This is a genomic window from Mesorhizobium sp. M0217, assembly GCF_040321955.1.
GTDB lineage: Bacteria > Pseudomonadota > Alphaproteobacteria > Rhizobiales > Rhizobiaceae > Mesorhizobium.
In genome coordinates, this window is the sequence record NZ_JAMYSN010000001.1 from 388,821 (window position 1) to 402,030 (window position 13,210).

Sequence of the window (13,210 nt, forward strand, 5' to 3'; positions counted from 1 at the left end):
GTCGGGACAAAACCGGCTATGAAGCGACGCCAACGGGGCGGCATGCTCGCCCTGTTGGCGGCTCCGCTTATATTATTCGTCGTCATTCTGTTTCTGTGGCCGCTGGCGCGCTTCCTGGCTCTGGCCGTCGACAACTCGGATTTCTCGAACAACCTGCCGCGCACCATTGCCGCTCTGGCCGGCTGGAAAGCAGAGAGCGGCCTGCCTGGCGAACCCGTCTTTGCAGCACTCGTCGAGGACCTGGCCGACGCGCGGCGCGCCGGGAAGGAAGGCGTCCTGGCGCAACTCGTGAACCAGCGCGTTGTCGGTAGCCGTTTCCTCGTCATCAAGACGGCAAAGGATGCGGCCGACGGCAAGCTCGGCATGCGCCCCGTGCGCGACGAGGTGCTCGCCAAACAGGCCGGCTGGAAAAACATCGATCTCTGGCAGGTCATAGCGCGTCAGCAAAGCGCGCGAACGGACTATTATCTGCTTGCGAGCCTCGACCTGAAGCGCGGCGCGGACAATTCGATCGAAGCCGTTTCGGCCGACCGCGCCATCTTCGTCGACGCGCTGCTGCGTACGATCTGGATCAGCATGGTGGTGACGGTCATCTGCGCGGTGCTCGCCGTGCCGCTGGCGCAGGCGATCGTCAGCGCGCCGCCTGCCTGGTCGAAGCTGATGTTCGCGCTGATCCTGTTTCCGCTCTGGACATCGCTGCTGGTGCGCACCGTCATCTGGATCATCGTGCTGCAGAAGAACGGTCCCGTGAATTCCACACTGCTCGGATTGGGTATCGTCAGCGAACCCCTCGACCTCATCTACACCCGCTTTTCGCTGTACCTGGCGATGGTTCAGGTTCTGCTGCCCATGATGGTCCTCTCCGTCGTCGCCGTCATGCGGCGGGTTCCGACCACCTACATGCGCGCGGCGCTGTCGTTGGGTGCGCCGTGGCTCACGGCGTGGCGCCGCGTGCAGTTGCCGTTGATCCTGCCCGGGATCCTGTCCGGCGGGGCGATCGTTTTTGTCTTCGCGCTCGGCTATTACATCACCCCGACGCTTGTCGGCGGGCCGACAGACCAGATGATCTCCAGCTACATAGCCTTCTACACCAACAGCACGCTGAACTGGGGCATGGGCGCAGCGCTTTCCCTGCAACTGCTGATGATCCTCGTATTGTTTGCGTTCCTGTTCTGGACGGCATCCGTCCTCTTCCGCAGCAAGGCGCATGTCGCATGAGCGCCGACCGCTTCCGGAAATGGCTGATGTATGCCTATGCGGCGACGTTGCTGGCTTTCATCATCCTGCCCCTGCTGATCGTGGTCCCCATGTCGCTGACCTCGAGCAATTCGCTGGCATTTCCAACGCCGGGCTGGTCGCTGCGCTGGTATGCCGAACTGTGGGTCGACCAGCGCTGGCCGAACGCGCTGTGGAACTCGGTCGTCATCGGGCTATCCACCACGGTTCTGGCTTTGCTGCTCGGCATACCGGCGGCGATCGGGCTCGCCTGGGGCGATTTTGCCGGCAAGCGAATCCTCTACGCAATAATCGCCGCGCCTTTGGTGACGCCGGTCGTCATCGTCGGCGTCGCGGCCTTTTCATTCTTCGCCACGCTGGGACTCGTTGGCAACAAGCTATCGATCATTCTGGTGCATACGGCGATGGCCGTTCCTGTGATGCTGACGACCGTCGTCGCCAGCCTTTCGACCTTCGACCGGACGCTGGTTCGTGCGGCGGCATCGCTCGGCGCCGGCACCATGCGCACCTTCTTCAAGGTGGTGCTGCCGCTGATAGCGCCGGGCGTCGTTACAGGGGCCATCATCGCCTTCATCATTTCTTTCGACGAAGTCGTCGTCGCAAGCTTCCTCTCGACGGGCGCGGAGCGAACCTTGCCCCGCATGATATTCTCCGGGGTTCGCGAGTCCATCAGCCCTGCCATCGCGGCCGTCGCCGTGCTGCTGATCGCTTTCTCGGCGATCCTGCTTGGGGTCATCGCCATCCTGCAGAGCCGTTCGCAAACTCTCCGCGCAGAGGCATCGGCATGAAACTGGTTCCGTCGGTGCAGCAACTCGAGACCGAGATGACGGCGTGGCGGCGGCATCTCCATGCCAATCCCGAGCTCGGTTTCGAAGAGTTCGAGACGGCGCGTTTCGTGGCGGACAAACTGCGCGCGTGGGGCATCGAGACGAACGAAGGCGTCGGACGCACAGGTGTCGTCGGCACGCTCAGGGGCAGGCTCGGCGCTGGTCGCAGCCTTGGCATCCGCGCCGACATGGATGCCCTGCCGATGACTGAGGCACGGCCGCTGGCGCATGCGTCCCGCACCCCCGGGCGGATGCATGGCTGCGGCCATGACGGCCATACCACTATGCTGCTCGGCGCAGCCTCGGCGCTTGTTCGCTCGCCCGACTTCGCCGGCACGGTGCATTTCATCTTCCAGCCGGCCGAGGAGGGTCGAGGTGGGGCGCTTGCCATGCTGAACGACGGCCTTTTCGAGCGTTTCCCCTGCGATGAAGTCTACGCGCTGCACAATTGCGAACGGCCGCTCGGCGAGATCGCCGTCCACCGCGGAACGGTGGCCGCGGCGGCCGATCGCTTCGAGATCGTCGTCTACGGAAGGGGCGGCCATGCGGCGATGCCGCATCTGGCGATCAATCCACTCCCCATCGCCGCGCGCATCCTGCTGGCAATCGAAGCCCTGCCCGGCCGCGTCACCGATGTGCATTCTCCCGCAATCGTCACCGTTGGCAGCCTGCGCGCAGGCGAAGCCTTCAACACCATCCCCGATACGGCGTTTCTGACCGGCACCGTGCGCACCTTCGACCACCAGATTCAAAAGACGCTGGAGACGGCAATCCGCCGCATCGCGAAAAACGAAGCTGAAGCTTTTGGCGCCGGCGTCGACATCCGCTACGAAACGCCCTTCGCACCGACGATAAACACTGCGGCGCAAGCCGACGCGATGATCGCGATTGTGAACGAAGTGATGGGACCGGCAAGTCTCGTCATCGATCCGCCTCCCGAGATGGGTTCTGAAGATTTCTGCTACATGCTGGAACAGCGGCCCGGCTGCTATTTCCTGCTCGGCCAGGCCGACGATGCGCACCAGGCCGCGGCTCACGACACCAACTACGATTTCAACGACGCAATCCTGCCGATTGGCGCGAGCCTTTGGGTCAGGCTCGTGGAGCGCCGCCTATCAGCCAGAGGCGCATCGTGATGCAACTGACGGAAAAGGACATCGTCTGGCGAAGCCATTGGCTGCGGCAGGCCCTGCCCGAGGACCCAGACCTTGCGCCTCCGCTCGAAGAGGCGACCCAGGCTGACATCTGCATCGTCGGCGGCGGCTATCTGGGCTTGTGGACCGCTATACGCCTCAAGGAGCACAATCCCGCCTTCGATGTTGTCATCGTCGAGCGTGACATTTGCGGCGGTGGCCCGAGCGGCCGCAACTCCGGCATGGTGCTCTCGGCATGGACGAAATACAGCGCGCTCGCCGCGCTGCGCGACGGAAACGATGCACTTTCGATCATCAAGGCATCCGAAGCCGCAATCGGCGGCATCGAGGCTTTCTGCAAGGCCGAGGGAATAGACAGCTGGTTTGATCGGATCGGCTGGATCTGGGGTGCGACGTGCGAAGCCCAGCTTGGCGCCTGGGACGACGCGTTGAACAAGCTGGCGGCGCATGGCTACGTGCCGGCGCGACGAGTTTCGCGCGACGAGATCGCAGCGATGGCCGGCACGACGAGCCACCTCGGCGGCGCGTTCGATGCGTCGTCGGCAACCGTGCATCCCGGTTTCCTCGTGCGCGGCCTGCGCCGGGCAGCACTAACACGCGGCGTGCGCATCTATGAAAAGTCGCCGATGACGCGGTTTTCGCGCGACGGCACGCTCAAGGTGGAGACGGGGAGAGGCACTGTGTCTTGCGGCAAGATCGTGCTTGCCATGAATGCATGGTCCGGCGCCATTCGAGAACTGGCGCCGGCAATCTTCAACATCTCCAGCGACGACGCCATGTCAAAACCCATTCCAGACCTTCTCGACAAGATTGGCTACCGCCGCGCGCCGCTGATGATCGATTCCCGCGTTTTCGTCGGCGGTTGGTCACCGACGCGCGATGGTCGGCTGTCTGTCGGCGTCAGTGGGGGCGTCATCGGCCTCGGCGGCATCGTCGACAGGCGGTTTCATGGTCTATCGCCACGGGTCGCCGACATGCGCCGCGCGTTGCGGGACGGTCACCCGGCGCTCGCCGACTTTCCGCTCGATACATCATGGAACGGCCCGATCGATCGGACCGTCAGCGGCGTGCCACTGTTCGGCGCCCTGCCCGCCAACCGCGACATCGTCTACGGCTACGGCTTCTCCGGCAACGGCACGACGATGGCCTATCTCGGCGGCAAGATCCTGGCCGGCCTGTTGACCGGCGGCGAATCCGAGCTCACCCATTCGGCGCTCGTGCGCCCAGTGACGCGAGGCTTCCCATCCGAACCATTCCGGTTCGTCGGCGCGCATTTCGTTCGCGGCGCGGTGCGGCGGCGCGACGATCTCGAACATGCCGGCCGAAAACCCGACCTCTTGACCAGATGGCTCGCGGGACTGGCCCCGTCCGGCGTCACCCCTTCGAAAGCCAACCTCCGCGCAAGGAAAGGATAAACGGTGTCCAAGGCCAAGATCTTCAAGCGCAGCGAATTGACCCTGAAGCCGTCCATCACACCGACCGGCACATCCTCGATTGCCCGCGTCATCAATGCCGATATCAGTCGGACCATGGGCGGCGGCATCGAGTATCTCGAGAACGCCTCGATCGACTGGACCGTGACCTACGACGAGGTGCTGTTCATCCACGAGGGCACCCTGACGATCGAACTCGACGACGGTCGCCATGAGTGCAATCCCGGCGATATCGTCTGGCTGCCAAACGGCACCCACCTGAAATACATCGCCACCGAGCGTACCGGCTATTTCTATTGCCTTTACCCGTTCGACTGGGCAGCGCGGCAGGGAACGGCAGAACCCTGAACTGACCGGCACTCCTTTTCCATGCGTTGGCCATCCGCAGCGCAGTTCCGAACCCGGGGCGTCCACCGCGCATGTCTGGCGGCAGATTGCAGCGACACAGCTCAGCCGCAGCACCTAAGCAGGAACCGGTAGTTCGACGAGTGGGGGGAAAGGCGGTAGCGCTCTCCCGCTACCAGCCTACCTAAGCTGTTGAAATCACAGTAAAAACGCCGACCTATGGTAGGCGCCCTGTCCGAAAAAATCTTCAATGATTTTCACGATCTAGCCTGCTACCATTGTGACGCCAACGAACGTGTTGCGACGCTTCGCAGACAACAAACTGCGCATCGAGAGACGTGATTTGCGAGAATTGGCTGAAGTCTCCACCTGCGGACCCATTCGGTCCCGATTCCGAGGCGCAATCGACGCGGATTTTCGAATGGCGCGCCCATGTCGCACGCCAGCCCTCAACGCTCGGCGGCTTATGCCCAAGTTATCCAGCTAAATTAAGCAGTCTCATCGGGCGGGCGCTCTGGGTTAGCCGACGGCAATCCGCGTGAGCGTACGCGGATCGTCTGACAGATACGATCAGCGAGAGAAGCGAGCGCGCCCTGCACAGTGCGTGCCCCTAGAACGGATTGGAGGGTAACGGCCTGTGTTGCAAACCTATGTTTGAAGGCCTCTCCGCCACAGAGGAAATCGACCAATCCCAAGCCGTGATCAAACGACCACTGTATATACTCCGTAATCAGGACCGCACCCGGCGACGCTCGGCTAAAATCAGGGTCGTAGGTGGTAACGAATGCCATCATGACGTTGTGCTGGACGATGTTGATGGAAACCGCGACCATCGCACCATTGCATTCAAGTACGAAAATGCGCAGCACACCGGCGCGTGACAGCGCGTCCACCAGGGCGGCAAGAACCGGCTCGCCCTCTTCGAAAAGGTCGGATTCACGCGTGTGCTTTTCCAGCCATCTGCGCTTCAGCGCCGACAGTCGCTCCAGCAATGGCTGCAGCGGCTCGTCGGCCGACAGGAGGCGGAATTTCGCTTCGCCTGTTTCCTCCAGTATCTTGATGCCGCGCCGATAGTTCTGGCGCATCTTTTTCGGCTGGTCCGCCAGCCACGCTGCTCCGCTGGCCCACTGTCCAGCGACGCGATAACTGACTTCCTCCCGGTGATTGGCGCGAAGCTTGACGCCGCTGGAAGAGGCCGGTGTAAAAATCCTGCGGGCTGCCGCATCCGGAGACAGACGATTGATAAAAGCAAGATCGAAGCCACCCGCCGAACAGATCCGGTTCCAGAGGTCCTGGAGGGCCGATAGGGAGCATTCCGGCGCGACAAGAATATCACCATAGTCCGTATAGCTATTGGCGGCCCATTCGAGGAGCCGAAGTCCTTTTCGTCTGCCGATCGCCAGGGGAATGACAGCGACCAGCCTGTCATCGCTCCATACCAGGCCGATCCGCAGCGAGCGCCGGGCGCGGTCACGCACGGTGCTCCACCATGCCGAAACCCAGGCATGGCTCTGAAAGATCAGTGCATCGGTACGATGCCATAGGTCTACCCATTCGGCTTCGATGGCGGCCAGGCGATCCGTCGAACTGACGATTTCCAGTCGCTCCGCACCAACAGCGTCAATCGAAGCCATTTTGTTCATGGTTGGAGACGGTCCTGCGGCTGCGCGACATCGATGCGCTTTTGAAAAAGTCGCATGATATGGTTTGCCATTTTCTTGAGCGGCAGCACGTAAAGTCCGAAAAGTGACTGATAGTCGCGTACGTCGCGATCTATCAGTCCAAACTTGAGGTCTTCGTCCGGATCCGGGATGAACTGCGTTCCGAATATGCGATCCCAGAATGAAAAAAGCAGCCCGAAATTCTTGTCGTAGTGGCGAGGGTCGACACTGTGATGCACCTGGTGCCAGTGCGGACACAAGATGACGCCGTTCAACCGGCCGAAGGAAATCTTCAGATGCGTGTGGCGAACAAAGTCCATCATGAGAATGTTGCGAATGACATAGACGTTGATGCCAAATATGGCGATCTCGACCGGATTAAGCGCAATCAGGCTCCACAAGCCGAAACTGATCCCCGGTATGACGCCGTCCCAGATCCGGTTCATCAGATCGTCCAGGGGGTGAACCCGGTCCTTGGTGATCCCAACCATCACTTCGGCCGAATGATGCACCTTGTGCAATTCCCACAGGAACGGAAACCGGTGCTGGGCAACGTGATATAGGTAGTAGGAGATATCGTAAGCAGCGAGCATGGTTGCGGTGAAGAGGATGATCGTCACTGGGCCGGCGGGGCCGGGTATCAGCGGTTGCGAGATGCTGAAGAGCCAGCCGACTGCCTGGTTTGTTGCATATCCCGTGGCGGCAACGAAGGTGACACCGGCGGGAATGAGCAGGAAGGGCATCACCAGCCTTTTCGTGATCCAGAACAATGCGTCCGCTCGCGCGGATGGGTGCATGATGACTTCCGCGGGAAAGGCGAAGTCGAAAAAGTCCCGGAAGGATTTCTGTTCGACCGTTCGCCAGTAGGCGACCACCGCGCTCCCCAGCGCCGTGAGCAACAGGAGACCGAGTGTCAGCAGATTGATGTGTGAGAGTTTTTCCACGATCACTCTGGCGAATTCCGAAAACATCGATGCAGTGGCTCCTAGGTGGTGAAATGGTGATCCGGCTCGTCGCGAAGCACATATTGCCAGGCCCATCATATGCTGCCCGCAACTGTGTATCGGGATGCGACTGGCAGAACAATCATGGCCAAATTAGCAGATCAACGGTGTCAAAACCGCTAAATATCTGAACGTAATTAATGTCGAACGCTGCGCCTGCAACCTGCCCGTTATCGGGTCTGCGGCGGACTTGGCGCGAGCCGGATGACTACTCCCTTTTCGCCTACTTGGCCACGCCATGCGAGGCGTTCGGCTGGCTGCCTTGCACCAAAACGCGGCGAAACCCAGCCGCCCTGGCCCGGTGTGTCGCCGCCGGAACGGATGTGGATCGCTGCGTCTGGAAAGTGGATAGTCATCAAAGGTTCAGCGCCGCGCAATATCGTGACAATGTTTCCATCCCTGTTGGCGTGGAGGTCGGCGGCGAGTTGGAAGACGATCTCAGCGACGCGGCTGCCGCCGAGCAGTTGGTCGGTCACGAGGATGCCGTCGACATCGCGTGTCACGGCGCGTTGATGCACAACGCCGAAGCGGCCTTTGTACCCGTCATGTCGGGCACACAGCCTCCAGTGCGGCCCCGGCTCGCTCTCCACCAATGTCGCAACCGCCTTGTGCGACCAGTTGAACGCCCCGGAGATGATGCTTTGGCTTTTACCCTCTAGGTTCAGCGTGTTGTGCGCCGGCGTCGAGCGGAACCAGTCGCGCCAGCCTCCCCCCGAACCATAGAGCCATGTGCCGGGGTCGACCAGCACCGGATCGCCGTCAATGCACAGGGTGAGCGACAGCGCGTCGGCATGACCGTGCGCCGCTATCGAAAGGTAGCCCAGCGGGCCGTGGTCGTATGTCAGATGGACGTTGCGACCATTCATCTCGCCGCGCCAGACGGAGAGCCCGCCTTGCGTGAACGTATGCAATCCATCCGGCACCGGCGCCGGCCGCGGTGGCGCGCCGAAGAAAAGCGCGCGAAAATCGCCGGGCTCCGGTGCCCTGCCCGGCATCCGTAGAAAACCATGGATGGCGGCCGCGACCGATCCGACATAATCGGTTTCGCCCCCCAGCGTGATCACGCGGCCTTCATCATTGTCGCCGAAGCCGCTGGCTTTCGGCGGGAGCCAGCCTGCGAAATTGGCGAAAGCGGCCAAACGCGCTTCGACGGGCTGGGGAAAAGGCAGTCCGGCCTGGCGCGCCGCCGCAGCGCACAGCAGGAAAAGTTCGGCACTGAAGGCGGCGTAGGTCGGGGTCTGCTCGGCCCCGGCGCCATCGGCCAGGATCTGTTTGAGCACCTCAGCCAGGAGCGACTCGCGAGCCACCTCGGCCCCGAAAGCCAGACCGATCAAATATTCGCCAGCCAATTCCGCGACGAGATGGTTGTTGGCGGACGAAAAACGGGAGGGAAACCGCGGCAGCCAATAGGCGCTTGCCGCCAGTATTTCACCGACTTTTTCTCGCGTCGCCGCGCCAAGCCGGTCGCCGACGAGGTCGAGCGTGACAATCAGGCTGATGGCTCGTAGCGCGACCTCGATGCCCGAGGCCCAGCCAACGCCCCGAAATGGTGGGTTGGCGAAATGCCAGCTCTCGATCGCCGCCTCGATGGCCGCACGGGATTGATCATCGCCGGTGAGAAGCAGATGGGCAGCCAGTGGCGGCAGTTGCTGCAGCCGGTTGATTTCCCAGACATATTTTACATCGCCACGGCCGGTGGCATGGCGAAAATCGATATCGAAAGTATGGGTCTTGGGGCCTGGCCAAAGCCGGCCGGTCACCGGATCAAGGCGCCAGAGCTCGGATGGAAAGAGAGTATAGGGGTCTCGCTGTGGCCAGGTCTGGCCAAGTGCTGAAAACTGGCCCCGAAGAGTGTTTTGCGCAGCCGCCTCGATAGCTTGCCGCTGGGCTGGTGTCGCAGCGGCCGGCACAGCATTCCGCAATCCGTGCAGCACCGGGTGCAACTGCGGCGACGCATAGCGCTGCCAGCCGTTGTCGCGGCGGCGCGAAACGGTCCTCCGGCGCTGCTCGTCCAACCGATGCAATATCTCGGCCAACTCCATGCTGCGCAATCGGTTGAAATACCACCCGACCCTCATCCGCGCTCCGCCAAGATTTTGATCCTCATACACCATCCCGTCGAAAAAGCGTGTGGCGGCATCCTCTTTTCCGTTCCCGCGGTTAATATCTTCGGCCATGACGCGGAGTTTTGCGATGAGAAAAGTTGTCTACGTCATAGCGTGCGCGCTTGGCATGGCTTTGTCAGCCCAGGCGGCGCCGATCCCGCTTGAGCGCGGCGTTGGCGTCCATGAATGGCTCAACTGGTCGCCGGTGGAGAAAGATGGTTCCTACAAATGGCCGCCCTATCGCAGCGAGAAGGAATGGCTTGCGGGCGGCAGGCCGCTCACCGATTGGCCGGACGGCGACCAGTTTGATCGCATTCGATCCATGGGCTTCGACTTTGTCCGGCTGAGTGTCGACCCTGGCCCTCTGCTTGCCAGCGAGGGCGCCAAACGACAACAGGCGCTGGACATGCTTGCCGCTGCGGTGCAGCGGGTCGTTTCAAGTGGGCTCAAGGTGGTTTTCGATCTGCATGGCGTCAGCCAGGTTCCGGCCTACAGCATGGAAATGATCTATGGCGGGGCCGACAGCGAGGGTGTTGCCCGCTATCGCAAAATGGTAGTGGCGGTGGCTGCCATGCTGATCAAAATTGGCGCCGACAAGGTCGCCCTCGAGCCCTATAACGAGCCCGCCTACTACCCTTGCGATTCAAGCGGCAGCGATGACTGGCAGCGGATCATGGCAGGCACGGTTCGCGATATTCGCGCCGTCAGCAGCGAACTCACCATCGTCGCGACCGGCGCCTGCGGCGGGAGCATCGCGGGACTGGTCAACCTGGACCCCAACTTCGACGACCCCAACGTCTATTACAGCTTCCACATGTATGATCCGCACAGCTTCACGCACCAGCGGGCCGATGACAAGAACGCTTTCTCCTCCGGCCTTCCCTGGCCTGCCGACGCCAGCACGCCCGAAGTGGTCGCCGAAACCCTCAAGGCGCAGATGGACGCCGCCGGCTTGAGCCAGATCGAAGAGGTGATGAACATGGCCTCGGCGCGTGAAACGATCGCCCGATACTTTGAGCAGAATTGGGGGCAGAGCCAGCTCGAAGCGGGTTTCCGTCAGGCGGTCGACTGGGCTGAAGCCCATGGCATAGCGAGCCGACGCCTGTTCGTGGGCGAATTCGGCGTTATCCTGATGTCTGCGGATGGCCGCATGGGAGCTTTCGATGCTGATCGCCTGCGCTATCTCATGGCAGTGCGCAGAGAGGCGGAACGCTTCGCGATGCCGTGGTCGGCCTGGGAATTCTCCAATCCTTACGGAATGAGTGTTATCCAACCCAAGGGGCCTGCGATCCCGGACCGGGAGATGTTGCGGGCACTGGGCCTGCCATAACTCGTCATCGGGTCAGGATCGGTTCGAGCGGTCTGCCTGGTTGCTGGCGATCAATCGCGTGAAACCCAAGGACTGTCGTCTCCAGTTGCAGCCGAGAGGGCCTGATCGAACCAAATCAGGCTCAGTTTTAAAATCACTCCACCGAGCAGCTATTTAATATATTCGCTGTAGATTGGTGTCCTCGATCATACGCAAACAAGGGAAAGAGGGCCAAGGGAAAGAATGTGCGGAATTGCCGGCTGGATTGGGCGCAGGGTCGAGAAGCCACAAGATCGGGCCGCCGGGATGTCGAATGCCTTGCAGCATCGTGGTCCCGATGCCGAAGGCATCGAACTCCTGGACCTGAACACAGGCGAGGACCAGTTGGCATTGGTGCATCGCCGCCTGGCGATTATTGACTTAAACGCCGATTCAAATCAGCCGATGCAGACCGAGGACGGACGGCTCCGGATTATTTTCAACGGCGAAATATACAACTACATCGAGCTGCGTGAGGAGTTGATCGGTCTCGGCCACCGTTTTCGCACACGCTCCGACACGGAAGTGCTGCTCAGGGCTTATGACCAGTGGCGCCTGGCCATGTTCGACCGATTGAGCGGGATGTTCGCTTTTGCGCTGTGGGACGCTCAACGGCGCGAATTGATCCTCGCTCGCGACCCCTTTGGAAAAAAACCCCTTTACCTCATGCAAGGCAGAAATTTGCTGTCGTTTGCCTCGGAGATCAGCGCGTTGTTGTCTGCGCAGCCAGATGGCCAGCAGCTCGATCTGGATGGAGTGCGCGAGTATCTGACCTGGCGTTACGTGCCTGGACCGCGGACGCTTTTCAAACAGATCCGCAAGCTCAACCCGGGAAGCTACGCTGTGTGGTCGCAAGGGGAAGTAACGGAAACGCGCTATTATGCGCCCCCGGATCAGACCGATCTGACAGCGGATATCGATCCAGGAACCGCCAAGCGACGATTTCTGGAATTGCTCGACCGTTCTGTCGAGATCAGGATGCGCAGTGATGCGCGGTTTGGCGCCTTTCTATCCGGGGGGCTCGACTCGTCGGCAATCGTTGCCCTGATGACCAGGCACAGCGACAACCCGATTCGTACGTTTTCGGTCGGTTTCAGCGAACAGGCTTACAGCGAGCTTCCATTCGCCCGGCGCGTCGCCGATCATTTCAAGACCGATCATTGCGAAATCGTCATCCAGGCGGATGACCTGATGAATCATCTGCCTAAGATGGTCCGCCATCGGGGGGCACCTGTTTCACAAAGTACGGACATTCCAATTTACCTGATGTCGGTTCGAGCCTCGCGGGACGTCAAGATGGTGCTTACGGGCGAAGGGGCGGACGAGATTCTCGGCGGCTACCCCAAACATCGCGCAGAGTCTCTGGCAGGTGTCTACCGGTCACTTGTTCCAGCGTCGCTTCACAACAATCTCCTCGCCCCTTTGATGCGCGCATTGCCCGGCGCATCGGCCAAGTTCGACATATTTGCCCGAAGCGCGGGTGAACGGGACTTTGCAACCCGGATGATCTCCTGGTTTGGAGCCATGACGGCGCGGGAACGCGATTCGCTCCTCGGTGGGTTGGCCACTTGCGGCCATGACCGCAACGATTTCCCGTTCTCTTCGAGTGTGACGGAATCCCATCTGCGCCGTGTGTTGTTTTTTGATCAGACATCGTGGTTGCCCGACAACCTCTTGGAACGGGGCGACCGGATGATGATGGCCGGTTCAATCGAGGGGCGAATGCCATTCCTTGATCGCGATCTGGTTTCCTTCGTCAGCCAGCTGCCCGATCGTTACAGGCTCGGTCTCCTGGGCAGCAAACAGATCCTGCGCGACTGCATGGCCGGCATGGTTCCCGACGAGGCCCTCAACCGGCCAAAGATCGGCTTCAAGGTGCCCGTCGCCGAATGGTTCCGCGGGTCGATGAGCGATTATGTACGAGACCATCTGTGTTCGTCCCATTCGGTCATCCGTAGCTATTTGAGCGCCAAGAAGCTGGACCAGATTGTCACGGAGCACGCCGAGCGCGCCGCGGACCACGAAAAACTGATATGGGCGCTTTTGAACCTGGAGATATTCCACCGCGAATTCGCGCTTGGCCCGCCGCAGTGACGA

The 13,210-nt window shown here is 61.1% G+C and carries 10 protein-coding genes; 7 read left to right on the plus strand and 3 right to left on the minus strand.

The genetic code is table 11. From position 1 onward, the window contains the following. Positions 1–18: 18 nt before the first annotated feature. The 5 genes from NKJ18_RS02000 to NKJ18_RS02020 are packed head-to-tail and all read left to right on the plus strand — an operon-like array spanning position 19 to position 4,998. Positions 19–1,218 carry an ABC transporter permease gene (locus NKJ18_RS02000; protein ID WP_023817327.1) on the plus strand — a complete coding sequence of 400 codons (1,200 nt, stop codon included), beginning with the start codon at positions 19–21 and terminating at the stop codon, positions 1,216–1,218. Next, complete coding sequence (locus NKJ18_RS02005; protein WP_050588602.1) at positions 1,215–2,024, plus strand: ABC transporter permease; 810 nt, start codon at positions 1,215–1,217, stop codon at positions 2,022–2,024. The genes NKJ18_RS02000 and NKJ18_RS02005 overlap by 4 nt, the downstream gene beginning before the upstream one ends. After that, positions 2,021–3,199 carry a M20 aminoacylase family protein gene (locus NKJ18_RS02010; protein ID WP_352757742.1) on the plus strand — a complete coding sequence of 393 codons (1,179 nt, stop codon included), beginning with the start codon at positions 2,021–2,023 and terminating at the stop codon, positions 3,197–3,199. Before NKJ18_RS02005 ends, NKJ18_RS02010 begins: the two co-directional genes overlap by 4 nt. Further along, on the plus strand, positions 3,199–4,632 hold the full coding sequence (locus NKJ18_RS02015) for an NAD(P)/FAD-dependent oxidoreductase (protein ID WP_023711041.1): 1,434 nt from the start codon (positions 3,199–3,201) through the stop codon (positions 4,630–4,632). Before NKJ18_RS02010 ends, NKJ18_RS02015 begins: the two co-directional genes overlap by 1 nt. 3 nt (positions 4,633–4,635) lie before the next feature. Beyond that, entirely contained in the window at positions 4,636–4,998 is a 363-nt protein-coding gene (locus tag NKJ18_RS02020) for a EutQ-related cupin domain-containing protein (protein ID WP_023711040.1), read from the plus strand. Between the two features lie 485 nt (positions 4,999–5,483). Here the strand turns inward: NKJ18_RS02020 and NKJ18_RS02025 are convergent, their stop codons facing one another. From NKJ18_RS02025 to NKJ18_RS02035, 3 genes are all read right to left on the minus strand, one after another. Continuing rightward, entirely contained in the window at positions 5,484–6,638 is a 1,155-nt protein-coding gene (locus tag NKJ18_RS02025) for a GNAT family N-acetyltransferase (protein WP_352757743.1), read from the minus strand. Continuing rightward, positions 6,635–7,627 carry a sterol desaturase family protein gene (locus NKJ18_RS02030; protein ID WP_023728340.1) on the minus strand — a complete coding sequence of 331 codons (993 nt, stop codon included), beginning with the start codon at positions 7,625–7,627 and terminating at the stop codon, positions 6,635–6,637. Before NKJ18_RS02030 ends, NKJ18_RS02025 begins: the two co-directional genes overlap by 4 nt. A 203-nt stretch (positions 7,628–7,830) precedes the next feature. Then, entirely contained in the window at positions 7,831–9,738 is a 1,908-nt protein-coding gene (locus NKJ18_RS02035; RefSeq protein WP_352757744.1) for a heparinase II/III family protein, read from the minus strand. 115 nt (positions 9,739–9,853) lie between these two features. On the opposite strand from NKJ18_RS02035, the gene NKJ18_RS02040 reads away from it, so the two are divergent. Next, positions 9,854–11,095 (plus strand): glycoside hydrolase family 5 protein, encoded by a 1,242-nt coding sequence (locus NKJ18_RS02040; RefSeq protein ID WP_023744252.1) that lies wholly within the window; start codon positions 9,854–9,856, stop codon positions 11,093–11,095. A gap of 222 nt (positions 11,096–11,317) precedes the next feature. After that, positions 11,318–13,207: an asparagine synthase (glutamine-hydrolyzing) gene (gene asnB, locus NKJ18_RS02045; protein ID WP_023728343.1), complete on the plus strand. Its 1,890-nt coding sequence runs from the start codon at positions 11,318–11,320 to the stop codon at positions 13,205–13,207. Positions 13,208–13,210 lie beyond the last annotated feature (3 nt).

Coding starts and splice junctions, on each gene's coding strand:
- asnB (WP_023728343.1), top strand. CDS start 11,318: ATGTGCGGAATTGCCGGCTGGATTGGGCGCAGGGTCGAGAAGCCACAA.
- NKJ18_RS02040 (WP_023744252.1), top strand. CDS start 9,854: ATGAGAAAAGTTGTCTACGTCATAGCGTGCGCGCTTGGCATGGCTTTG.
- NKJ18_RS02000 (WP_023817327.1), top strand. CDS start 19: ATGAAGCGACGCCAACGGGGCGGCATGCTCGCCCTGTTGGCGGCTCCG.
- NKJ18_RS02030 (WP_023728340.1), bottom strand. CDS start 7,627: ATGTTTTCGGAATTCGCCAGAGTGATCGTGGAAAAACTCTCACACATC.
- NKJ18_RS02025 (WP_352757743.1), bottom strand. CDS start 6,638: ATGAACAAAATGGCTTCGATTGACGCTGTTGGTGCGGAGCGACTGGAA.
- NKJ18_RS02035 (WP_352757744.1), bottom strand. CDS start 9,738: ATGAGGGTCGGGTGGTATTTCAACCGATTGCGCAGCATGGAGTTGGCC.
- NKJ18_RS02015 (WP_023711041.1), top strand. CDS start 3,199: ATGCAACTGACGGAAAAGGACATCGTCTGGCGAAGCCATTGGCTGCGG.
- NKJ18_RS02005 (WP_050588602.1), top strand. CDS start 1,215: ATGAGCGCCGACCGCTTCCGGAAATGGCTGATGTATGCCTATGCGGCG.
- NKJ18_RS02010 (WP_352757742.1), top strand. CDS start 2,021: ATGAAACTGGTTCCGTCGGTGCAGCAACTCGAGACCGAGATGACGGCG.